Origin of the sequence: Paracoccus sp. (in: a-proteobacteria) (assembly GCF_035556475.1) — a bacterium.
In the GTDB taxonomy this organism is placed as follows: domain Bacteria; phylum Pseudomonadota; class Alphaproteobacteria; order Rhodobacterales; family Rhodobacteraceae; genus Paracoccus.
In genome coordinates this window covers 52,419-75,601 of record NZ_DATMFA010000137.1, presented here as the reverse complement: position 1 = coordinate 75,601, position 23,183 = coordinate 52,419, and the positions used below count along the sequence as shown (strand labels likewise).

19 protein-coding genes and 1 tRNA gene are annotated in these 23,183 nt (G+C 65.4%); 3 read left to right on the top strand and 17 right to left on the bottom strand.

Features of this window, described 5'->3' with window-relative positions; genetic code table 11:
* Positions 1 to 26: 26 nt before the first annotated feature.
* From VNQ78_RS19275 to VNQ78_RS19265, 3 genes are all read right to left on the bottom strand, one after another.
* A complete protein-coding gene (locus VNQ78_RS19275; protein ID WP_325692887.1) occupies positions 27 to 2,564 on the bottom strand; it encodes a penicillin-binding protein 1A in 2,538 nt (845 codons plus the stop codon).
* Positions 2,565 to 2,639: 75 nt separating this feature from the next.
* Positions 2,640 to 3,866, bottom strand: a complete 1,227-nt coding sequence (locus VNQ78_RS19270) for an N-acetylmuramoyl-L-alanine amidase (RefSeq protein ID WP_325692885.1) — start codon at positions 3,864 to 3,866, stop codon at positions 2,640 to 2,642.
* Complete coding sequence (locus tag VNQ78_RS19265) at positions 3,863 to 4,999, bottom strand: pyridoxal phosphate-dependent aminotransferase (RefSeq protein WP_325692883.1); 1,137 nt, start codon at positions 4,997 to 4,999, stop codon at positions 3,863 to 3,865. Before VNQ78_RS19265 ends, VNQ78_RS19270 begins: the two co-directional genes overlap by 4 nt.
* 172 nt (positions 5,000 to 5,171) lie before the next feature.
* Between VNQ78_RS19265 and VNQ78_RS19260 the strand changes: the two genes are divergently transcribed.
* Positions 5,172 to 5,924, top strand: a complete 753-nt coding sequence (locus tag VNQ78_RS19260) for a DsbA family protein (RefSeq protein WP_325692881.1) — start codon at positions 5,172 to 5,174, stop codon at positions 5,922 to 5,924.
* A 96-nt stretch (positions 5,925 to 6,020) separates the two neighbouring features.
* Here the strand turns inward: VNQ78_RS19260 and ispG are convergent, their stop codons facing one another.
* The 3 genes from ispG to hemA form a co-directional block, all read right to left on the bottom strand.
* The gene (gene ispG / locus VNQ78_RS19255) at positions 6,021 to 7,145 is read right to left on the bottom strand and encodes a flavodoxin-dependent (E)-4-hydroxy-3-methylbut-2-enyl-diphosphate synthase (protein WP_325692878.1); all 1,125 of its coding nucleotides are present in this window, start codon (positions 7,143 to 7,145) and stop codon (positions 6,021 to 6,023) included.
* A gap of 113 nt (positions 7,146 to 7,258) precedes the next feature.
* The gene (locus VNQ78_RS19250) at positions 7,259 to 8,503 is read right to left on the bottom strand and encodes a helix-turn-helix domain-containing protein (RefSeq protein ID WP_414694114.1); all 1,245 of its coding nucleotides are present in this window, start codon (positions 8,501 to 8,503) and stop codon (positions 7,259 to 7,261) included.
* A gap of 109 nt (positions 8,504 to 8,612) precedes the next feature.
* On the bottom strand, positions 8,613 to 9,842 hold the full coding sequence (hemA, locus tag VNQ78_RS19245; RefSeq protein WP_325692874.1) for a 5-aminolevulinate synthase: 1,230 nt from the start codon (positions 9,840 to 9,842) through the stop codon (positions 8,613 to 8,615).
* 166 nt (positions 9,843 to 10,008) lie between these two features.
* On the opposite strand from hemA, the gene VNQ78_RS19240 reads away from it, so the two are divergent.
* On the top strand, positions 10,009 to 11,394 hold the full coding sequence (locus tag VNQ78_RS19240) for a dipeptidase (protein WP_325692871.1): 1,386 nt from the start codon (positions 10,009 to 10,011) through the stop codon (positions 11,392 to 11,394).
* A gap of 146 nt (positions 11,395 to 11,540) precedes the next feature.
* On the opposite strand, the gene VNQ78_RS19235 is transcribed toward VNQ78_RS19240, so the two are convergent.
* From VNQ78_RS19235 to coaBC, 10 genes are all read right to left on the bottom strand, one after another.
* Positions 11,541 to 11,617, bottom strand: a tRNA-Arg gene (locus VNQ78_RS19235).
* 46 nt (positions 11,618 to 11,663) lie between these two features.
* Complete coding sequence (locus VNQ78_RS19230) at positions 11,664 to 12,875, bottom strand: cysteine desulfurase (RefSeq protein WP_325692868.1); 1,212 nt, start codon at positions 12,873 to 12,875, stop codon at positions 11,664 to 11,666.
* Positions 12,872 to 13,459: a YIP1 family protein gene (locus VNQ78_RS19225; RefSeq protein ID WP_325692864.1), complete on the bottom strand. Its 588-nt coding sequence runs from the start codon at positions 13,457 to 13,459 to the stop codon at positions 12,872 to 12,874. The genes VNQ78_RS19230 and VNQ78_RS19225 overlap by 4 nt, the downstream gene beginning before the upstream one ends.
* Positions 13,456 to 13,944 (bottom strand): hypothetical protein, encoded by a 489-nt coding sequence (locus VNQ78_RS19220; protein ID WP_325692862.1) that lies wholly within the window; start codon positions 13,942 to 13,944, stop codon positions 13,456 to 13,458. Before VNQ78_RS19220 ends, VNQ78_RS19225 begins: the two co-directional genes overlap by 4 nt.
* Positions 13,945 to 13,952: 8 nt before the next feature.
* Complete coding sequence (locus VNQ78_RS19215) at positions 13,953 to 15,287, bottom strand: SufD family Fe-S cluster assembly protein (RefSeq protein WP_325692860.1); 1,335 nt, start codon at positions 15,285 to 15,287, stop codon at positions 13,953 to 13,955.
* Entirely contained in the window at positions 15,287 to 16,042 is a 756-nt protein-coding gene (gene sufC / locus VNQ78_RS19210) for a Fe-S cluster assembly ATPase SufC (protein ID WP_325692857.1), read from the bottom strand. Before sufC ends, VNQ78_RS19215 begins: the two co-directional genes overlap by 1 nt.
* Positions 16,043 to 16,051: 9 nt before the next feature.
* The gene (locus VNQ78_RS19205) at positions 16,052 to 16,363 is read right to left on the bottom strand and encodes a heavy metal-binding domain-containing protein (protein WP_325692855.1); all 312 of its coding nucleotides are present in this window, start codon (positions 16,361 to 16,363) and stop codon (positions 16,052 to 16,054) included.
* 31 nt (positions 16,364 to 16,394) lie between these two features.
* Complete coding sequence (gene sufB / locus VNQ78_RS19200) at positions 16,395 to 17,921, bottom strand: Fe-S cluster assembly protein SufB (RefSeq protein ID WP_325692852.1); 1,527 nt, start codon at positions 17,919 to 17,921, stop codon at positions 16,395 to 16,397.
* 1 nt (position 17,922) lies between these two features.
* Positions 17,923 to 18,993 (bottom strand): cysteine desulfurase family protein, encoded by a 1,071-nt coding sequence (locus tag VNQ78_RS19195; RefSeq protein ID WP_325692849.1) that lies wholly within the window; start codon positions 18,991 to 18,993, stop codon positions 17,923 to 17,925.
* Positions 18,990 to 20,267, bottom strand: a complete 1,278-nt coding sequence (gene coaBC, locus VNQ78_RS19190; protein WP_325692846.1) for a bifunctional phosphopantothenoylcysteine decarboxylase/phosphopantothenate--cysteine ligase CoaBC — start codon at positions 20,265 to 20,267, stop codon at positions 18,990 to 18,992. Before coaBC ends, VNQ78_RS19195 begins: the two co-directional genes overlap by 4 nt.
* 131 nt (positions 20,268 to 20,398) lie before the next feature.
* On the opposite strand from coaBC, the gene VNQ78_RS19185 reads away from it, so the two are divergent.
* The gene (locus tag VNQ78_RS19185; RefSeq protein ID WP_325692843.1) at positions 20,399 to 21,913 is read left to right on the top strand and encodes a YifB family Mg chelatase-like AAA ATPase; all 1,515 of its coding nucleotides are present in this window, start codon (positions 20,399 to 20,401) and stop codon (positions 21,911 to 21,913) included.
* Positions 21,914 to 22,216: 303 nt separating this feature from the next.
* On the opposite strand, the gene gshB is transcribed toward VNQ78_RS19185, so the two are convergent.
* Positions 22,217 to 23,173 (bottom strand): glutathione synthase, encoded by a 957-nt coding sequence (gshB, locus tag VNQ78_RS19180; protein ID WP_325692841.1) that lies wholly within the window; start codon positions 23,171 to 23,173, stop codon positions 22,217 to 22,219.
* Positions 23,174 to 23,183: the final 10 nt, after the last annotated feature.

Below are 23,183 nucleotides of genomic sequence, written 5' to 3'. Positions count from 1 at the left end.
GCCGCAAGCGCCCCTGAAAAGCGGGCTCAGTAGAGCCCGCCCGAGGACAGCGTGCCGAAATCGGCCTTTTTCGGGATCACCTTCTTGCGCCCGGTCGAGGTCGTGACCGCGCTGCCCCGGTCGCTTGCCTGCGTGAATAGCGGCAGCGTGGCGGGGTCGACCCGCTCGAAGCCGCCATCGACAAGGCCCAGCCCGCTGACATCCTGGCCATCGCGGAAATATTCGGCGATGACATTGTCGCCCTTGGCATCCGGCCCGAGAATCGCGCCGCTGAAGCGGTCGATATTGACGAAATGGCCGCCCGGCGGCACGCGGAACTCGGTCCCGCCATATTCCTTGACCGCTTCCTGCATGAATTCGTTGAAGACCGGCACGCAAAGCGTCCCGCCATAGGCGCCCTCGCCCATGGTGCGCGGCTGGTCATAGCCCAGATAGCAACCCGCGACGATGTTCGAGGTGAAGCCGATGAACCAGACATCCTTGGCGTCATTGGTGGTCCCAGTCTTGCCGGCCACCGGCACCGGCAGACTGACGCCGCGCCCCGAGCCGCGCTTGACCACGCCCTCCATCATCGAGGTCAGCTGATAGGCGGTGATCGCATCCATCACCCGCTCACGGTTCGACAGGATCGAGGGCGCGGCCCCCATCGGCAGCGTCGGCTGGCCGCAATCGAGGCATTGCCGGCGGTCATGGCGATAGATCGTCTGCCCGCGCCGGTCCTGAACGCGGTCCACCAGCGTCGGCTCGACCCGCTCGCCGCCATTGGCGAACATCGCATAGGCCGCGACCATTTTGAACAGCGTCGTCTCCTGCGCGCCGAGGCTGTTTGCCAGGAAATGCGACAGCCGATCATAGACCCCGAATTTCTCGGCATATTTCGCGACGGTATCCATGCCGATATCCTGCGCGATACGGATCGTCATCAGGTTGCGCGACTGTTCGATCCCGGTGCGCATCGGCGTCGGGCCATAATACCTGCCCGAGTTGTTCTTGGGCGTCCAAAGCCCCTCGGGCGTGTTCACCACGATCGGCTCGTCGACGACGATGGTGGCGGGCGTGAAGCCGCTGTCCAATGCTGCCGCATAGACGAAGGGCTTGAAGCTCGACCCCGGCTGGCGCTGTGCCTGCGTCGCGCGGTTGAAGACCGAGCTTTGATAGGAAAACCCGCCCTGCATCGCCATGACGCGGCCGGTATTCACGTCCATCGCCATGAAGCCGCCCTCGATTTCCGGCACCTGGCGCAGCGTCCAGCGGATGAAGGCGCCCGATCCGTCCTCGGTCATCTGGCGGACAAGGACGACATCGCCCACCTCGAGCAGGTCCGACGCGACCTTGGCCTTCGGCCCGAGGCGGCCGGTATCAAGCCGCTTCCGCGCCCATTGCACATCCTTGGCGGGAATGGTCGCGGTGCCCTCCTCGCCCTCGATCCCGATCTCGGCATCGGAGCTGCCAAGCGACAGGACCACCGCCGGATACCAGCCGCGAATGTCGCGCGGCACCTGCGCCGCAGAGAGCGCCGCCCGCCATTCCTGCTCGGACGCGAGTTTCTCGGCCGGGATCTTCACGCGGGTGCCGCGCCAGACGCCGCGGCCGCGATCGAACCGCTCCAGCGCGCGCTGAAGCGCCGATGCGGCGACCTGCTGCAGGTCCGGCTCGATCGTCGCGCGGATCGCAAGGCCGCCGCCAAAGAACTCATCCTCGCCGAATTCCAGCGAAAGCTGGCGGCGGATCTCGTCGGTGAAATAGTCGCGCGGCGGAAGCTGCTTCTGGAAGGCCGGGAAATCGCCGTTCTGGACCGAGCGCAGCGGCAGCTTGGCCTCGGCCTCATAGGTCGGCTGGTCGATATAGCCGTTCTGCCACATCTCGCGCAGGACATAATTGCGCCGCTCGGTCACGCGCTCCCGGGCCCGGACGGGATGATAGCGGCCGGGAGCCTGCGGCATCGCCGCCAGCGTCGCCGCCTCATGCGGGGTCAGGTCGGAGAGCGGCTTGTTGAAATAGGTCTGCGCCGCCGCCGCGACCCCGAAGCTGTTCTGCCCGAGGAAGATCTCGTTCAGGTAGAGTTCGAGGATCTGGTCCTTCGACAGCGACTGCTCCAGCCGGGTGGCAAGGATCAGCTCCTTGATCTTGCGCTCGACGCTGCGATCCGACGAAAGCAGAAAGTTCTTCATCACCTGCTGCGTGATGGTCGAGGCGCCGCGCACGCTCTCGCCCCGCGAAGCAATCGCCTGTGCCATCGCGCCCAGCATCCCGCGCGGGTCAAAGCCATGATGATAATAGAAATTCTTGTCCTCGGCGCTGATGAACGCCTGCTTGACCAGAGGCGGGATCTCGTCGATCGGGACGAAGATCCGCCGCTCCTGCGCGAATTCGTCGATCAGCTTGCCTTCGCTGGAATAGACCCGGCTGATGGTCTTGGGCGCGTATTGCGCCAATTGCTCATGGCTGGGCAGATCGCGGGAATACATCCATAGCACCGCGCCGACCGTCAGCGCGACAAAGACAATCCCGGTCACGACCCACGCAAAGATCGCACCGAAGAACGAGAAGACAAAGCGCAGCAAGGGGGACGTGCCTCCGGGGATATCCTGATCGATCTATAGTCGCAGGGGGTGGCTGCGTCAAAGCAACCTTGGCCCTCAGCGTCGCGAAAGCCCGGCGCGGATGGCATCGTCGCTTGCCCAATCCGCGACCGCCGCCGCCATGGCCTGCGCCGTGCCCCGCCGCCAGTCCGGGTTGAACAGATTGGCCCTGTCCCCGGCATCGGTCAGAAAGCCCAGCTCGATCAGGACCGAGGGGATGTCGGGGGATTTCAGCACCGAATAGGCCGCGCCCTGAACGGGCCGGCTGTGCATCGCGATACCGTTGCGATTGAGCTGCGCGGTCAGGAACTTGGCGAAAGCCTCGGAACGGGGCTGCGTCTGGAGCCGGGCCAGATCCATCAGCGCACCCGCCACCTGGTCATCGGTGCCTTGCAGATCCACCCCCGAGACGAGGTCGTCGCGGTCGTGGCGCCAGGCAAGTTCGCGGGACGCGCGGTCGTCCGCATCGGGGTTCCAGGTATAGATCGTCATTCCCGCAGCTTGCCCGGCCGGAAGCGCATCGGCGTGAAGCGAGATGAAAAGATCCGCCTCGGCCCCCCGCGCGATGGTCATGCGCCGCTCGAGCGGGACGAAACTGTCATCGTTCCGGGTCGGCACCACCTCGAAGCCCTGCCGGATCAGAACCTCGGTCAGTTCGCGGGCGAAGCCCAGCATGACCGCCGCCTCGCTGATCGCGCCGACCTGCGCGCCCGGATCATGGCCACCATGGCCGGGGTCGATCGCGATGCGCAGCCGCCGGTCTGCGGCCCGCGGCTCCGGCGCGGTAATCATCGCCGGTTCCGGCAGGTCGCGCAGGGTCGAGAGGGCGTTGCCACGGGTGACGAAATCCTCCGCCTCGACAGGTTCGAGGCGGAGCGCCACCAGCGCGCCGCCCGCGCCCGCCTGCGCCGGCTTCTGGATCGCCGTCCGCAGCGCATAGGGACCGGGCAGATCCATGACGAGGCGCGACCAGCCCGGCCGGAAACGACCCCAGCGCAGGTCGCGGACCAGATCGCGACCCGGCAATGCGGCGGGATCGGTGCCGGAAAAGTCGATCTCACGGAAATCCACCACCAGACGCGGTGGACCGTCGAGGAAATAGACCCGGTAGGGCACCGGCTGGCTCAGCGTCAGGCGCAGCTCCAAGGGTCGCGGACGGCCCCGATCGCGCCCCTCGGCGCTGATCGAGGAATGGGCAAGGTCGAGCCGCGAAAGCGCCGAGCGCTCATCGGCCGCGAGTGGCTGGGCAAGGATGAGAAGGATGAGGGCCCAGAGCCATCTCATCGCCGGGCCATGAAGGCGGCCAGCCGGTCGAGGCCCTCGGCGATCTCGGCCGTGGCGCGGGCATAGCTGAAGCGCAGCGTGCGCGCGCCGCGAAGCGGGTCGAAATCGAGGCCCGGCGTGACCGCGACACCCGCCTTCTCAAGGATCTCGGCCGCGAAGGCGAGGCTGTCCGACGTCAGGTCCGACACATCGGCATAGATGTAGAAGGCCCCCTCGGGCGGCGCGATGCGCGAGAAACCAATCTGCGGCAGCCGCTCGAGCATCAGGCGCCGGTTTTCTGCGTAAACAGAAATATTTGCGTCGGCTTCCTCGACGCAATCGAGCGCCGCGAGCGCCGCGACCTGGCTGGCATGGGGCGGGCAGATGAACATGTTCTGGGCGATACGCTCGACCGTGCGGACCATGTCCTCGGGCACCACCATCCAGCCGACGCGCCAGCCGGTCATGCTGAAATATTTCGAGAAGCTGTTGATCACGAAGACATCGTCCGTGACCTCGAGCGCCGAATGGAAGCCCGCGCCATAGTCGAGCCCGTGATAGATCTCGTCCGAGATGACCGACATGCCGAGTTCGGCCGCCCGCGCGGTCAGACCGGCCAGTTCATCCTTCCGCAGCACCGTGCCCGAAGGGTTGCCGGGAGAGGCGAGGATCAGCCCCGCCGCATCCGCCGGCAGATCCTCGGGACGCGGCTGATAGCGGTCCTCGGGGCGGGTCTGGATGCCCACCGGCTCCAGCGACATGGCACGCAGGATCTGGCGATAGCTCGGGTAACCCGGCTCGCCAAGCGCGACCCGGTCCCCAGCATCGAAAAGCGCCGCGAAGGCGAGGATGAATGCGCCGCTGGATCCCGGCGTCACCACCACGCGGGCCGGATCAAGGTCGAGGCCATACCAGCGGCGATAGAGCCCGCTGATCCCCGCGCGCAATTCCGGCAGGCCAAGGGCGACCGTATAGCCCAGCGGCTCGGCGAGCGCGGTGGCGAGCGCGCGGCGCGCGCCCTCGGGGGCGGGTGTCGAGGGCTGCCCGACTTCCATATGGATGATATGGCGACCGGCGGCCTCGGCCCGGCGGGCGGCCTCCATCACATCCATGACGATAAAGGGATCGACCTGGCCCCGGCGCGATTGTCTCATCTCTGCCCCGATGTTATTTTCGATGCTTTCCGGCGGTATCACAACTTGCATGGTCGCGGTCAAGCGGCGGGGATCGGTCAAGCCCGCGTGAAAGCTGTGTGTGATACCGGCTCGGCGCTTGCAAGCCGCTGTCCCAGAGGCCAAGAATCGCGGCAACAGGAAAGGACGAAAGATGAAAGCCATTCTGACCGCCGCGGCGCTTGCGGCAAGCACGGTGCCCGCCTTGGCATTCGACCCGGCCAATATGAACGAGGCGGAAAAAGCCGCCTTCGGCGAGGCGATCCGCGAATATCTGATGGCAAATCCCGACGTCCTCGTCGAATCGATCAACGTGCTCGAGGAACGGCGGGTGGCCGACGAGGCGAAGAACGACAAGCTGCTGGTCGAAACCAACAAGGACGCGATCCTCAACGATGGCCATAGCTGGATCGGCGGCAATCCCGAGGGCGACATCACGCTGGTCGAGTTCATCGATTATCGCTGCGGCGTCTGCAAGCGCGTCCATCCGGACCTTGAGAAGATGATCTCGGCCGATGGCAATATCCGCTGGATCCTGAAGGAATTCCCGATCCTGACGCAGGAAAGCGACCTTGCCGCGCGCTTTGCCGTGGCGGTGCAGCAGGAAGCCGGGGCCGATGCCTACAAGAAGGCCCATGACCAGCTGATGGAAGGGCGCGGGCCGATCAACCTCGAGACGCTGGGCGCGCTGGCGACAGAGCTGGGGATCGAGAAGACCGCCGTTCTGAACCGGATGAATACTGAGGAGGTCTCGGCCGTGCTGCGCCAGAACCACCAGCTTGCCGAACAGATGCGGATCATGGGCACGCCCACCTTCATCATCGAAGGCGAGATGCTGCGCGGCGTCCCGGCCGAGGGGCTGGAGGGCGTGATCGCGCGCCTGCGGGCCGAGAAAAAGCAGGGCTGACGTAAAAAGCCCCGGCGGCGCGTCCCTGACGGGCGTTGCCTCTGGGGTATTTGAGAAACGGTGAAAGCCGGAGGGACGCGCGGGCGCCCGGCGTGGCTATTCGGCAGCCGCGGGTGGTGCGGCCTCGAGTTCGGCGGCGCGTTTCTCGACCAGTTCGACGATATGGTCAACCATCTGCGCATTGGTCATCTTGTGGTCCTGCTTGCCCGCCAGATAGACCATGCCTGAACCCGCCCCACCGCCGGTGAAGCCGATATCGGTCATCAGCGCCTCGCCCGGCCCGTTTACCACGCAACCGATGATCGAAAGGCTCATCGGGGTCTTGATATGCTCGAGGCGTTTTTCCAGGGTTTCCACGGTCCTGATCACGTCGAAGCCCTGGCGCGCGCAGCTTGGGCAGGAGATGATCTGGACGCCGCGCGTCCGAAGGCCCAGCGATTTCAGGATCTCGAACCCAACCTTGACCTCCTCGACCGGATCGGCCGAGAGGCTGACGCGGATCGTGTCACCGATGCCCATCCAGAGCAGGTTGCCGAGCCCGATCGCCGATTTCACCGTGCCGGAGGTGAGGCCGCCCGCCTCGGTGATGCCGAGATGGATCGGCGCGTCCGTGGCCTCGGCCAATTGCTGATAGGCGGCGGCGGCGAGGAAGACATCCGAAGCCTTCACGCTGATCTTGAATTCGTGGAAGTCGTTGTCCTGCAGGATCCTGATATGGTCGAGGCCGGATTCGACCATCGCATCGGGGCAAGGCTCGCCATATTTTTCCAGCAGATGCTTTTCGAGGCTGCCGGCATTGACGCCGATGCGGATCGAGCAGCCATGGTCGCGGGCGGCCTTGATCACCTCGCGCACGCGGGCGGCATCGCCGATATTGCCGGGGTTGATGCGCAGGCACGCGGCGCCCGCCTCGGCCGCCTCGATCGCGCGTTTGTAGTGGAAATGGATGTCCGCGACGATCGGCACCGGGCTTTCGCGGCAGATCTCGCGCAGAGCGCGGGTCGAGGCTTCGTCGGGGGTCGAGACGCGCACGATATCGGCACCGACATCTGCGGCGCGGATGATCTGGTCCAAGGTCGCGCGCACGTCGCTGGTATCGGTATTGGTCATGGTCTGGACGCTGATCGGAGCGTCGCCGCCCACGGGAACGCGGCCGACCATGATCTGGCGCGACTTGCGCCGGTCGACATTGCGCCAGGGACGGATCGGGTTGAGCGACATGACAGGGTCCTTTGCAGCGCGACAGCCGGATGGGACACAGATAGGACGCAGCGCCGCCACGGGCAACCCGCCCCGCGCCTGCGGGGTCGGGATGGCGCGGCTTTGTGAAGGCCTTATTCCTGCGCCGCCCCGGCGGGTGCGGCCTGCGCGGCTGAGGCAAGCGCCACCATCGAGGCCAGTTCCGGGTCTTTGGTCAGATCGGCGAAGGCGAATTTCGCCGTCAGCGACTCGGGCGAAAGCTCGACATTCTTGACCACTTTGGGACCGGGCGCCACGGGGCCGTAGGTCTGGCCGTTCACCGCGAAATAGACCGAGCCGGAGTTGCCCGTCCTGAGGATCGGCGCCGCCTCGAGCTTCGGAAGGGCAAAACGCTCGCCCGCGTCCATGGTCTTTTCGAGAAGCACGGTTCCATCGGCCGAGGTCACGCGAACCCAGGCGGGACGCGCCGCCAGCACCTCGACCACGGCGGCATCGGGCGCGATGGTGCGCACGGCCGCGATCTGGGCAGGCATTTCGGGACCGTAGGTCTGGTCAGACTGCGCCACACGCGCCGGGTCCGCAACCGCGGCGACGGTGCCCTGGGCAATCGCCACCTCGGGTTGCATGCCGGGCGTGTTGAGGCCGGGGTCGATGGCGGCGATCGGCCCGTCGCGGGCGATCAGCACCGGAACCTCCAGCGCCTGCGGGCGGTAGGTGCGGTCGATACCCTCGGGCCGCGGCAGGTTCACTTGCGCAGAATCAATGGTTTCGGGCACGGCGGCCGCCTGCACCGGGTCCAGCGAGGCGATCACGCCCGGCGCCTGCTCTCCCGGCGTCAGGTTGACCTTCTGCACCTCTTGCAGGACGGACCAGCCGCCATAGCCGAGGCCGCAGGCGAGGAGCACCATGACGAGGACCGAGCCGATCGCCCGCGGCTCGATCGAGGACCACATGCTTTCGGGTTTCGGCAGGAAGATCGGATGCGGGTTCGCCAAGGCCTCGGCCGGGTCCGAGGGGCGGCGCTGGGGCTTGGGCCCGGACGCGGCGGGTGCCATGCCATGCGTGGGCTGGAAGCCGGATTCCTGGCAGAACCGGCGGAAGGTCCAGTCGGAATCCATGCCCAGATAGCGCGCATAGGACCGGACGTAACCGGCGATGAAACTGGGGGTGTCGAAGGCCGAGATATCGCAATTCTCGATCGCGGCGACATAGGAGGCACGGATCCGCAACTCGCGCTGGACATCGAGCAGCGACTTGCCCAGCGTGGCACGCTCGCCCCGCATCAGGTCGCCGAGGCGAATATCCGGATCCTCCAATCCTGGCGGGTGAACCGCCTGCTCGTCATGCTGCATTGGGGAACTCCCCCTCAGCCCAGCCATAGAAACCCTGCCCCATTTTTGACTGTCCTTACCCCTCCGAATCGGAAAGGTGTCACAGCTTCATTAATGCAAGGTTATCACGGGCGCGAGAGCATAACAGCCCCTGACCTCATGCGACATTCGCGGAACGGTTGAGTTTGCACATCGACCACAACGCATCCATCGCATGGACCAGCGCGTCGATATCCTTGGGGCCATGCACCGGCGAGGGGGTAAAGCGCAGACGCTCGGTCCCGCGGGGCACCGTCGGGAAGTTGATCGGCTGCACATAGATCCCGAAATCCGACAGCAGCATGTCCGAAAGCGCCTTGCAATGCACCGGATGGCCGACATGGACCGGGACGATATGGCTGCCATGATCCATGATCGGCATGCCAAGGCCGCGCAGCCGCATCTTCAGGATGCGGGCGTGAAGCTGCTGCTTGTCGCGCAACTCCTGCCCCTCGGCGGTCTTGAGAAGCGCGATCGAGGCCGCGGCGCCCGCGGCGACCGCCGGCGGGATCGAGGTGGTGAAGATGAATCCTGGCGCATAGGAGCGGATCGCGTCGACCATCCGGGCCGAGGCCGCGATATAGCCGCCAAACACCCCGAAAGCCTTGCCGAGCGTGCCGTTGAAGATGTCGATGCGATGGGCGAGGCCATCACGCTCGGCGACGCCGCCGCCGCGCGGACCATACATGCCGACCGCATGAACCTCGTCCAGATAGGTCAGCGCGTTGAATTCCTCGGCAAGGTCGCAGATCTCGGCGATCGGGCCGAAATCCCCGTCCATCGAATAGATCGACTCGAAGGCGATGAGCTTCGGCGCGGCCGGATCGTCAGCGTCGAGCAACTCGCGCAGATGCGCGACGTCATTGTGGCGGAAGATCCGTTTCGCGCCGTCGAAACGCTTGATCCCCTCGATCATCGAGGCGTGGTTCAGCTTGTCCGAATAGATGATCAGGCCGGGGAACAGCTTGCGCAGGGTCGAGAGGGTGGCGTCATTCGCGATATATGCGCTCGAAAAGACCAGCGCGGCCTCCTTCTGGTGAAGGTCGGCGATCTCGAATTCCAGCCGCTTGTGATAGACCGTGGTGCCCGAGATGTTGCGCGTGCCGCCAGAGCCCGCGCCGGTCGAATCCAGCGCCCCATGCATCGCCGCAAGCACGGCCGGATGCTGGCCCATTCCCAGATAGTCATTGCCGCACCATACGGTGATCTCGCTCTCGGACCCGTCGGGCCGCGTCCAGACGGCGTGAGGATAGGCGCCGTTGCGACGTTCGATGTCGATGAAGGTCCGGTAGCGGCCCTCTTCATGCAGCTTCCCGATGGCCTGATCGAGGGCGGCTGAATAATCCATCTGTGTCCCTTGCCTTGCTGACTTGATCGCTTGGAGGATCAGGGATCGATCCCGCGGGTGCTAACTTGATACGTTCCAGATAAACAGAAATATAGGGTCAAATTGTCGCATTACGACGATCGGACCACGGAATTTCCCCGAGAAAATCAATCGAGAAAGGCTCAATATGCAGGAAACGGCAAGAATCGACGAAGTTCTTTCAACGCTCGACAAGGAATTGCCGCAAGCGCTGGACCGCCTGATGGAGTTTCTTCGCATTCCCTCGATCTCGACCGATCCGGCGCATAAGGGCGACGTGCGCCGGGCCGCGGAATGGCTTTGCGCGGAACTCGTCGGCCTCGGCTTCGAGGCCTCGCTGCGCGAGACGCCCGGCCATCCGATGGTCGTCGCCCATTCTCCGCGCGGCGAGCGGCGGCCCCTGCTGTTCTACGGTCATTACGACGTTCAGCCGGTGGACCCGCTCAACCTCTGGGACCGCCCGCCCTTCGAGCCGGAAATCCAGGACACTCCCGATGGCAAGGTCATCCGCGGTCGCGGCGCGGCGGATGACAAGGGGCAGCTTATGACCTTCATCGAGGCGTTCCGGGCGTGGAAATCCGTCCATGGCGCGCTGCCGACCGACCTCGTCCTGCTCTTCGAGGGCGAGGAGGAATCCGGCTCGCCCAGCCTGCGCCCCTTCCTCAGCGAGAATGCCAAGGAGCTTCGCGCCGGCCTTGCCATGATCTGCGACACCAGCATGTATGCCGATGGCCGTCCCGCGATCACGACGCAGCTTCGCGGCCTCTATGGCGAGGAAATCACCATCCGCGCCGCCGATCGCGACCTGCATTCGGGCAGTTTCGGCGGTCTTGCCGCGAACCCGATCCAGATCCTCGTGAACGCGCTTTCGACCGTCAAGGACGAGACCGGCCGCATCACCCTGCCCGGCTTCTATGACGGCGTCGAGGAGCTGTCGAACGAGCTGCGCGCCGATTGGGACGACCTCGGCTTCGACGCAGGCGAGTTCCTGTCGCGGGTCGGTCTGAAGCATCCGGTGGGCGAGCGCGGGCGGACCGGGCTGGAGATGGTGTGGAACCGCCCGACCTTCGAAATCAACGGCATTACCGGCGGCTATACCGGCGAGGGCTTCAAGACCGTGCTGCCGGCCGAGGCCCGCGCCAAGGTCAGCTTCCGCCTGACCGGAACCCAGGATCCCGACGCGATCCGCGACGCCTTCCGCGCGCATGTCCGGGCCGCCCTGCCCGAGGATTGCCGCGTCGAGTTCCACCCCCATGGCGGCAGCCCCGGCAGCCGCATGGACATCTCGGACCCCGCCTTCGCCGCCGCGAAGGCCGCGCTCTCCGAGGAATGGGGCCGCGAGGCCGCCTATATCGGCGCCGGTGGCTCGATCCCGATCGCGGGCGATTTCAAGGAGCTGCTGGGGATGGATTCGATGCTGATCGGCTTTGGCCGCGACGACGACCGCATCCACTCTCCGAACGAGAAATACGACCTCGAAAGCTTCGCCCGAGGCGCGAGAAGCTGGGCGAGGATATTGGCCGCGCTGGCCTGAGGGGGCATCGACCCTGCCCGGCGATGCTTGGGCGGGGTCTGTTTATGAACAGGTTATCGGCGCATCCGCCACCGGGACATGCCCGCCCAGAAGCAGGACCGACCACGCAGCCCGCGTCGAATAATTCAATGATATCTGGGGGGAAGTGGCGCACCCGACACGATTCGAACGTGTGGCCTCTGCCTTCGGAGGGCAGCGCTCTATCCAGCTGAGCTACGGGTGCAACGCTTGGGCTGCATAGCCGCTAATTCGCGGCTCTGCAATGGGGTTCAGGCGAAAAGCTCGCGACAGAAGGAAAGCCCGTCGACCAGCGCATCGACCTCGTCGCGGGTGTTATACATCGCGAAACTGGCGCGGGCCGAGGCCGTCAGGCCATAGAACTCCATCAGGGGCATGGCGCAATGCGTGCCCGCCCGGACGGCGATGCCGCGCTTGTCGAGGATGGTCGAGATGTCATGGGCATGCGCCCCCTCCATCGTCATCGAGAAGATCGCGCCCTTGCCTGCGGCATCGCCCTGCACGTTCAGCCAGTTCAGGCTGCGCAGCCGCTCGCGCGCATAGTCGCGCAGGTTATGCTCATGCGCGGCGATATTCTCCATCCCGATATCCATGAGGTATTCCAGCGCGGTGCCAAGGCCGATCTGGTTGACGATGCCGGGCGTGCCGGCCTCGAACCGCAAAGGCGGGTCGGCATAGTCGATGGCGTCGCGGGTCACGGTGCGGATCATGTCACCGCCGCCCATGAAGGGACGCATTTCGGCCTGACGCTCGCGCCGGATCCACATCGCGCCGGAACCCGAAGGGCCGTAAAGCTTGTGACCGGTGATGCAGTAGAAATCGACGCCGAGCGCCCCGACATCGACCGGCATGTGGACAGCCGCCTGACTACCATCGGCAAGGACCGGCACATCGGTTCCGCGCGCGATCGCGCCGACATCGACCAGCGTTCCGGTCACGTTCGACATGTGGGTGACGGCGATCAGCTTCGTCCTCGGCCCGACCGCGGCCAGCACCTTCTCGGGCGGCAGCGAGCCATCGGGCTCGGGCTCGACCCATTTCAACACGACACCCTGACGCTCGCGCAGGAAATGCCAGGGGACGATATTGGCATGATGCTCCAGCACCGAAACGACGATCTCGTCCCCGGCCTGCAAGCGCGGCGCGGCCCAGCCATAGGAGACGAGGTTGATCCCCTCGGTCGAGCCGGAGGTGAAGATCACCTCATCCTCATGCGAGGCGTTCAGGAAACGGGCGATGATGGCGCGGACACGCTCGTAATTCTCGGTCGCGAGGTTCGACAGGAAATGCAGCCCGCGATGGACATTGGCATATTCCGCCTCATAGGCCCTGGTGATGGCCTCGATCACGACCTTCGGCTTCTGGGCCGAGGCGCCGTTATCCAGATAGACCAGCGGCCGGCCATTCACCTGCCGCGAGAGGATCGGGAAATCGGCGCGGATCTTTTCGACATCGAAGCTCATGGCGAGACCTCCGGTAGAATCCCAAGTGCGGCGGCGAGGATGGACAGGATCGTCGCAACCAGAAAAACGCCGCCGATGAAGCCCAGCACCACCAGAGGCGTGCTGGTAAAGCCGTGCAGTTCCTTGGTCATCGAGATCGTCAGATAGATCGAGACGGCGAAGGCCAGCATCGACATCAGCGTGCCGGTCGAGGGCAGAAGGACCATCAGGACCAGTTGCACGGCCTGAAGGCCGACAAGGATCAACTCGACCCAGGCGACCAGCAGCAGCGCATCGGGAAAGGTTCCGGTGCCCTTGAAGGCGCGGCCGATCACCGTGACCGCCACGGCGGAAATCACCATGGCGCCCAGCTGCAGCCCGGCCAGCGTCATCGGCTCGCTCAGCAGCGATGCAAGCGGATCATCGGCGGGCGAAGGAAACAGGACGCGCGCCAGCCCGGCCAGCAGGCTGGAGAGCGAGACCGCGAGGATCAGCACCATCCAGCGCTCGCCGCCCGAGAGGTTAAGCCCGCGCAGCACCTGGACGCCCCCCGCCGGGTTGCGAAGCGTCAGCACGACCAGATCGCCAACATCCCTGAAATTCATCTCGTCCTCGTCATTGCGCGTAGTCCGGCGCCCCATATCACGAGAAAACCAAGACCCGCCAGCGCCCGCGTCAGCGTGAGTGCCCCGCCCGGCCCGATCAGCCCGGCAACAAGCCCCGCCAGCAGCATCGCGGGCGAGACCGCCAGCAGCGCCCAGAAGAGCGCGATACGCGAGCCGACACCATCGACCCGCCAGGGGGTCAGGCGCGAGAAGGCCGCGACCAGCGCCGCCATGCCATAGGCGATCAGCGGCAGCATGAACATCACCGCAAGGATCGCCCCGCCCATCCGCGCCTCGAACGGCACGGAGGGATCAAGCTGGGCGGCCCTGGCGTGCTCGGGTGCCTGCGCGACCAGAAACAGCAGCATGGCCGCCATCAGGATCGCGACAAGCGCCCGGTCGGGCAGGCCGCGCAAGGACGCAACCACCCTGCCCGGCGCCCACCAGCTTTCCATGATCCGCGGGACGATACCGGCGCGGCTCATGTCGGTCTTCAGTTCGCGGCGCGGCTGGTCAGCCACTCGTCGAGGCGGTCGAGGATGTCGTCGCGCAGGCGATCATCCTCGATCTCCTCCAGCGCGTCGGCAAGGAAGGACAGGACCAGCAGCACGATGGCCTGCTCCTTCGGCACCCCGCGCGAGCGCAGGTAGAACATCGCCGTCTCGTCCAGCGCGCCGGTGGTCGAACCATGCGAGCATTTCACGTCGTCGGCATAGATCTCCAGCTCGGGCTTAGCGAGGAACTGGCTGCCCTCGTCCAGCAGCAGGCCCTGGCTGATCTGGTAGCCGTCGGTCTTCTGCGCGCCGGGCTTCACAAGGATCTTGCCCTGGAAGATGCCATCCGCGCCGTTCTTCAGCACCTTCTTGAACACCTGGCGGCTTTCGCAACGCTCGGCGGCATGGGTGATGAAAACGGTGTCGTCATGGTGGAAGCGGCCTTCGCTGCCATCGCCCAGCACGGCGGCGGCGATATGGGCCACCGCGTCGTCGCCGAGGATCTCGATCACGCCCTCGTTGCGCATCATGCTGCCATTCACGGACAGCGTGAAGGACTTGAAGAGCGCGCCCTCGCCCACGCGGGCAAAGACATGACCGATGCCCAGCTTGGCATCATCGGCGCGCTTGCTGGCGATGTGGTGGAAGCGGGCGGACTTGCCGACCTCGACCTCGATCACGACGTTCGAGCGCGCACCGATCCCGCCGGTTTCCAGCAGGGTCAGCTCGGCACCTTCCTCCAGCCTGACGACATGGTGGACGGTCACGTCCGCATCCTGCGCGGCGCGGCGATACATCACATGCACCGGGCGCGAGACCTTGCCGGTCACGCGGATCAGCACACCGTCGGCGGCCGCCAGCGTGTTCAGCACCGCGAAGGGACGCTTCACCGGGGTCTGACCCGCGGTCTCCAGCTTGCCGTAAAGGTCGGCAGCCCAATGCTCGCCCGCGGCATCGGCCGCGGCAAGCGTCTGGATCTCCAGCCCTTCGCCTTCGAGCGCGTCCGAGGCCGAAGCATCGAAACGGCCATCGACAAAGACCAGCTTCAGCCGGTCGATCTCTCCGAAAAGCGAGGATTCGCGCGAGGTATAGGCCAGCGGCTCGGGCTTCGCGGCGTTGAAGGGCGCGGGATCGGTATAGCGCCAGTATTCGTCGCGCGCGCCCGGCAGGCCCATGGCCGCGAGCCGCGCGGCGGCATCCTCGCGCGCTGCGCGGGTGAAGCCGCCCTGCGGCAGGTCAATCGCGTCGAGACGCAGGGCCAGCGCCGTGTCGCCGGGCCGGGGCTTGCCCCCGGCCATCGGCGTCTTGCTGGCAAGAACAGCCGTGTCCGCCATCAGCCGACCTCCGCCAGAAGGTCGCCATAGCCGTTCTTCTCGACTTCCAGCGCCAGTTCCGGGCCGCCCGATTTCACGATACGGCCATTCGACATGATATGGACCACGTCCGGTTTGATGTGGTCGAGCAACCGCTGATAGTGCGTGATCACAAGGAAGCTGCGCTCGGGCGAACGCAGCGCGTTCACGCCCTCGGCCACCAGCCGCATCGCATCGACGTCGAGTCCGGAATCCGTCTCGTCCAGAATGCACATGCGCGGCTCAAGCATCGCCATCTGCAGGATCTCGTTGCGCTTCTTCTCGCCGCCCGAGAAGCCGACATTGACCGGACGCTTCAGCATGTCCGAGTCGATCTGCAGCGTCTTGGCCTTTTCGCGCACGATCTTCAGGAACTCGCCCGAGGACAGCTCCTCCTCGCCGCGCGCCTTGCGCTGCGCGTTCACAGCGGTGCGCAGGAAGGTCAGGTTGCCGACGCCGGGGATCTCGACCGGATACTGGAACGCAAGGAACAGGCCCGCCGCCGCACGCTCTTCCGGCTCCATGTCCAGCAGATCATGCTCGTCAAGGCTCGCCTCACCCTCGGTCACGGCATAGCCGTCCCGCCCGGAAAGGACATAGGACAGCGTCGACTTGCCCGAGCCGTTCGGACCCATGATCGCATGGACCTCGCCCGCCGGAACGGTCAAATCCACGCCCTTGAGGATCTGCTTGTCCTCGTCTTCAAGTTTGACGTGCAGATTTTTGATTTCCAGCATGTTTCGTTCCTATTCCACGGTCACGGCGGTGCCAGAGGCGGACACCATCAGCATGTTGTTGATGACTTCATAGTCAAGATCGACCCCGATCACGGCATTGCCGCCAAGGGCGCGGGCGCGGTCCTGCATTTCCGACAGGGCCGTCTCGCGCGCCGTGGCCAGCGCGGTCTCATAGGCGCCCGAGCGGCCGCCGACGATATCGCGAATGCCTGCGAACAGGTCACGGAAGATATTGGCACCGATGATCGTCTCGCCCGTCACCACGCCAAGATAGGCGGTGACCTTGCGGCCATCGATATTGTTGGTCGTGGTGACGATCATCGCGCCACCATCCAGCTGTCATGCGCCCCCGTCATCCCACGGAGCCCTCCAGCGAGATCGCGACCAGCGATTGCGCCTCCATGGCGAATTCCATCGGCAGCGCCTGCAGGACTTCGCGGCAGAAGCCGTTCACCACCAGCGCGACGGCCTCCTCCTCGTCCATGCCGCGGGCGCGGCAATAGAACAGCTGGTCGTCATCGACCTTCGAGGTGGTCGCCTCATGCTCGACCCGGGACGAGGTGTTCTTGACCTCGATATAGGGCACGGTATGGGCGCCGCATTGATCGCCAATCAGCAGACTATCGCATTGCGTGTAGTTGCGGCTGTTCGTGGCGCGCGGGTGCATCGACACGAGGCCGCGATAGGTATTCTGCGCCTTCCCGGCAGAAATCCCTTTGGAAACAATGCGCGAGCGGGTGTTCTTGCCAAGATGGATCATCTTGGTCCCGGTATCGGCCTGCTGCATGTTGTTGGCGATCGCGATCGAGTAGAACTCGCCCTGGCTTTCCTCGCCCCGCAGGATGCAGGACGGGTATTTCCAGGTGATGGCCGAGCCGGTTTCCACCTGCGTCCACATCACCTTCGCCCGCGCCTCGCGGCAATCCGCGCGCTTGGTGACGAAGTTGTAGATGCCGCCCTTGCCTTCCTCGTCGCCGGGGAACCAGTTCTGGACGGTCGAGTATTTCACCTCGGCATCTTCCAGAATGACGATCTCGACCACGGCGGCATGAAGCTGGGCTACGTCGCGCTTGGGCGCGGTGCAGCCCTCAAGATAGCTGACATAGCTGCCCTTGTCGGCGATGATCAGCGTGCGCTCGAACTGGCCGGTGTTTTCCGCGTTGATGCGGAAATAGGTCGAAAGCTCCATCGGGCAGCGGGTGCCCGGCGGGATATAGACGAAGGAGCCGTCCGAGAAGACCGCCGAGTTCAGCGTCGCGAAGAAGTTGTCCGATTGCGGCACGACCGAGCCGAGGTATTTCTTCACCAGCTCGGGATGCTCGCGGATCGCCTCGCTGATCGAGCAGAAGATGACGCCGGCCCTGGCCAGCTCGTCCTTGAAGGTGGTGCCCACGGAAACCGAGTCGAAGACCGCATCGACCGCGACCTTGCGCGCCTCGGCCGGGGCCTCGTCCGCGCCCTCGATCCCGGCAAGGATCATCTGCTCCTTCAGCGGGATGCCCAGCTTTTCATAGGTCGCCAGCAGCTTGGGATCGACCTCGTCCAAGGACTTCGGCTTCACTTCCATGCTTTTCGGGCGGGCATAGTAATACTGGTCCTGATAGTCGATCTCAGGATAGTTCAGCATCGCCCATTTCGGTTCCGTCATGGTCTGCCAGCGGCGGAAGGCCTGCAGGCGCCATTCGGTCATCCATTCCGGTTCTTCGTTCTTTTTCGAGATCAACCGGACGATGTCCTCGTTGATGCCCTTCGGGGCATATTCCATCTCGATTTCGGTGTCCCAGCCGTATTTGTAGGACCCCATGTTCTGGACGGTCTCGACAGTCTCGCGGTCTACGCCCTCGCGCACCTCGATCACTTCACTGATCTGTTCAGCCATCTCAAACCCTTCCTGCGGTGACCCGCGATTCATTCCTCTGCCGCCAGCGCGCATGGGCCGCCAGCCAGGCATCCGCAAAACGCGCGACGTCCCGATGGTCCGTGGTCGGCCCGATCGAGACGCGGATTGCATCGCCCGCCCATTCCGTCGCGATCCCCATGGCCGTCAGCACCGAACTGGGCCGCACCTTGCCTGAGGAGCAGGCCGAGCCCGCCGAAACGGCAAAACCTGCCAGGTCCATCTGCATCACTTGCGTCTCTCCGCGCCAGCCTGGCGTCAGGATCGACAATGTATTCGGCAAGCGGCGGGATTCGCGCCCCGGGAATGTAACCATTTCCGCGCCGGATTCCAGAGCAGAGGCCAGCGAATCACGGATATCCGAGACTTTTTCTGCGATACCTTGATCCAGATCATTTTGGGCGGCCTTTGCCGCTGCGGCAAAGCCGAGAATCCCGATGAGGTTCTCGGTCCCGGCGCGGCGGCCCTGTTCCTGCCCACCACCCTTCAACCGCGCCTCGATCTCGGTGCCGCGCCGGACCACCAGCGCGCCGATCCCGCGCGGCCCGCCAAGCTTGTGGGCGCTGACGAAACCCGCCTCGATCCCGAGCCAGTTGAAGGCGAAGGGGATCTTGCCGAAGGCCTGCGTCAGGTCGCTGACGGCCAGCCCTTGCGGAAGATCCTGGATCACCCCGGTCTCGGGATTGGCGAGTTGCAGCGTGCTGCGGCCGGGATCGGTGACATTCACGCGCCCGCTCCGCTCGACCGACAGCTCCGGCCGGCACCAGGCAAGGACGGCCGCATGTTCCACGGGCGCACAGGCCAGGTCGCGGCCTTCGAGCACGAGGGCCGCGGATTCCGTCGCGCCCGAGGTAAAGATCACATCCGCGCCTTCGGCGCCAAGAGCGGCGGCCACATCCTCGCGCGCCCGTTCCAGCGCCGATTTCGCCGCCCTCCCCTCGGCATGGACCGAGGAAGGGTTGCCGACGATCTCGGTCGCGGCCAGCATCGCCTGACGCGCCTCGGGCCGCAGCGGCGCGGTGGCGTTCCAGTCCAGATAGACCCGTTCGGTCATGCATCCACCTCCGATCCGAAAGGAACAGTCCCGCTCATTGCCTCGGCGATGCGTCCGGCCAGTCGGCGCGCGACCTCGGATTTCTCCATCCGGGGCCATTCCTCGGCGCCTTCGCTGGTGATCAGCGTCACCGCGTTTTCCTTGCCACCCATGATCCCCGTCGCGGGGCTGACATCATTGGCAAGGATCCAGTCCGCCCCCTTGCGCAGGCGTTTCGCCGTCGCATGGGCAACCACGTCATCGGTCTCGGCGGCAAAGCCTATGACCAGACCGGGGCGCCCTTCGGACAGCGCGGAGATCCAGCGCAGGATATCGGGATTCTCGGCAAATTCCAGCACCGGGACATTGCCGGCCGCGTCCTTCTTGATCTTCCGGTCCTGCGCGTTCAGCACATGCCAGTCGGCGACCGCCGCGGCCATAACCGCCGCATCGGCGGGCAGCGCCGCCTCGACGGCCTCGCGCATCTCGCAAGCGGTCTCGACCCGGATCACCGACACCCCTTCGGGCGGCGGCACATCCGCCGGGCCGGTGATGAAACTGACTTCCGCCCCCAGATCGCGCAGCGCCGCGGCAATCGCCGTGCCCTGCGCCCCGCTCGACCGGTTGGCGATATAGCGCACCGGGTCGATCGGCTCATGCGTGGGGCCGGAGGTGACGAGGATATGCTTGCCCGCAAGGCGGCGGTCCTCCGGCAGCGACACCACGGCCTCGAGCGGCAGGCGCAAGGGCGCCTCGCGCCCCAGCATGGCCCGGATCGCCTCGAAGATCTCCTCGGGCTCGGCCATGCGCCCCGGACCATATTCGCCGCAAGCCATGTCCCCCTCGACCGGGCCGACGAAACGGATGCCGTCCCGCTCCAGCGTGTCGCGGTTGCGCCGGGTCGCCGCATGTTCCCACATCCGCACATTCATCGCCGGGGCGATCAGCACCGGCTTGTCGGTCGCGAGCAGCAGCGTCGAGGCAAGGTCATTGGCCAGCCCGCCCGCCATGCGCGCCATCAGGTTGGCGGTCGCCGGAGCGACCACGACCAGATCGGCGTTGCGGGAAAGCTGGATATGTCCCATCTCGGATTCACGGGTCAGATCGAAAAGCTCGGTGTGACAGGGCGACTCGGCCAGCGCCGACAAGGTCAGCGGAGTCACGAACTCGGCCCCGGCTTCGGTCAGGACCGGAACCACCGCGATGCCCTCACGCCGCAGATGCCGGATCAGTTCAGGTATCTTGAAGGCGGCGATGCCACCTCCAACGATCAGCAAGACGCGGCTGCCCAACATGGTTGCCCCTCAGAAATGGATCCCGCCCGTGACATAAGGCGCAAGAGCCGATGCGGCAAGGAAACTGGCGTTAACCTTTGGTTAAGTCATAGCCCCTATTCGTCACCGGGGAAGGCCGGACAGGGACGAGCATGGTCGCAATTGCCCAGACGGTGGCGTTCGAGGGGGTCGAGGGCCGCCTGGTCGAGGTTCAATGCTCCGTCGCGCCCGGTCTTCCCGGCTTCAGCGTCGTGGGCCTGCCCGACAAATCGGTCAGCGAGGCGCGCGAAAGGGTTCGCGCGGCCTTTGCGGCGCTTTCGATCGCCCTGCCCTCGCGCCGGATCACCGTCAACATGTCGCCGGCCGACCTTCCCAAGGAGGGGTCGCATTTCGATCTGCCCATCGCGCTGGCCGTCCTTGCCGCGCTGGAGATCGTTCCGGCCGAATCGCTCGGCCGGGTGCTGTCCTTGGGTGAACTGGCCCTCGATGGGCGCCTGTCCGCAGTGGCCGGGGCGCTTCCGGCGGCCATGGCCGCGGCCGAGGAGGGGTTCGACATGATGGTCCCTGCCTCCTGCGCGCCCGAGGGCGCATGGGTCGGCGCGGTCTCGGTCTTCGGTCCGCGGACGCTGCGCGAGGCCATCGACCATCTGAGCGACCGCACCCCCCTGATGCCCGCCCGGCCGGGAGAGGCGCGGAACCGCGAGTTTGCCGAGGATCTGTCCGAGGTGAAGGGCCAGGAACGCGCCCGCCGCGCCATCGAGATCGCGGCAGCGGGGCGTCACCACCTGCTGATGGTCGGCCCGCCCGGCGCGACCAAGACGATGCTGGCCCGGCGGATCCCCGGTATCCTGCCCCCCCTGACCCCGCAGGAGGCGCTGGAGACTTCGACGGTCCATTCCGTCGCGGGCCTTCTCAGGGAGGGGGGCATCTCGCGCGATGCGCCTTTCTGCCAACCCCATCACACGGCCTCGATGGCGGCGATCGTGGGCGGCGGTCGCAATGCCGGCCCCGGCCAGGTCAGCCTTGCCCATAACGGCGTCCTCTTCCTCGATGAACTGCCCGAGTTCGAGCGCCGGGTGATCGATGCGCTGCGCGAACCGATCGAAACCGGAGAAATCCATGTCTCCCGCGCCAATGCCCATGTCCGCTATCCGGCCCGCTTCCTGCTGATCGCCGCAGCCAATCCCTGCCGATGCGGCAACCTCGCCGATGCTGCGCAGGCCTGCTCGCGCGCGCCGATCTGCGGGACGGATTACATGAGCCGCGTGTCGGGTCCGATGATGGACCGGTTCGACATGCGGATGGAGGTGCCGCAGATCTCGCTCGAGGATATGCAACTGCCGGGCGGCGGCGAATCCTCGGCGGCGGTCGCCGCGCGTGTCGCCGCTGCACGCGAGGTCCAGGCGAGGCGCTTTGCCGAACATCCCCGCGCCCGGGTGAATGCCGATGCCTCGGGCCGCCTCCTTGACGAGATCGCGCCGCTGGACGAGGAATGCCGCAGCCTGCTTGCCCGCGCGGCCGAGCATTTCGGCATGACCCCACGCGGCTATCACCGGATCCTGCGCGCCGCGCGCACCATCGCCGATCTCGACCTCTCACCGCAGGTGCGATTCCCGCATCTGGCCGAGGCGCTGTCCTACCGCGTGACCTTCGCCCGCTCAGACTGACAGCTGACGCGCGGAGCATTAAGCGATGACCATCGGGGCGAGGTGCTGAGGGCGTTCAGATCCCACCGCGTCGGCGCCTCTCCGAACTCGTTGAGACGGATGTGTCGCCGGACCAACAATGATGACTGGCGCGCGCTTTTGCCGCCGCAGATACCCGGCTAGCCGACAAGCCCTAAGCCCCCGCTCGATCCAACGATCGCCGGCGCAGAGAATCGCGCGAACCACTAGTGTGTGGCCACATGGCCCTCATTTAAGCAACCCACGCCCCGTGGTGCCGGATGAACCGGCAGCTGGCCGGGCTTCTCAGGCGCGATCCCGGACCTCCAGCCGCCGCTCGATGGCGTCCCAGATCAGGGCCGCAGCATTGACACCGTCGAAACGCTCCAACTCCTGGATGCCGGTAGGCGAAGTCACATTGATCTCGGTCAGCCAGCCGTCAATCACGTCGATGCCGGTAAAGATCAACCCCTTCTCGCGCAGGACGGGTCCGATCGCGGCGCAGATCTCACGCTCGCGATCGGTAAGGCCGATCTTTTCCGGGCGGCCGCCGACATGCATGTTCGACCGCGCCTCGCCCGCTGCGGGAACGCGGTTGATCGCGCCCACGGGTTCGCCGTCGACAAGGATGATGCGCTTGTCACCCTTGACCACGGCTGGCAGGTATTTCTGCGCAATGATCGGCTCGCGGTTGATGCCCGAGAAAGTCTCGACCAGTGAGGAGAGGTTCGGATCCTTGGGATGAAGATGAAATATCCCCGCCCCGCCATTGCCATAGAGCGGCTTCACAATGATATCGCCATGCCTTTCGCGGAAAGCGCGGATCTGGGCGAGGTCGCGGGTAATCAGGGTCGGGGGCGTCAGATCCGGGAAATCCAGGACCAGCAGCTTCTCCGGGCAGTTGCGCACCCAGAAGGGGTCATTGACGACAAGGCTCTCAGGATGAACCCGGTCGAGGAGATGCGTATTGGTGATATAGCCCATGTCGAAAGGGGGATCCTGGCGCAACCAGATGACGTCGAAATCGCTCAGATCGACTTCTGCCCAGTCGCCAAAGGTCACGTGGTTTCCCTGCTCGCGCCGCAAGGTCACCGGACGCCCCTTGGCAACAAGCCGCCCCTCGACATAGCTCAGCTTGTCGGGCGTGTACTGGAACAGGCGATGCCCCCGCGCCTCGGCCTCGAGCCCCAGTCGAAAGGTGCTGTCGGCGGAAATCGAAACATGCTCGATCGGGTCCATCTGAAGGGCGACATATAGGCTCATGCTTACGACT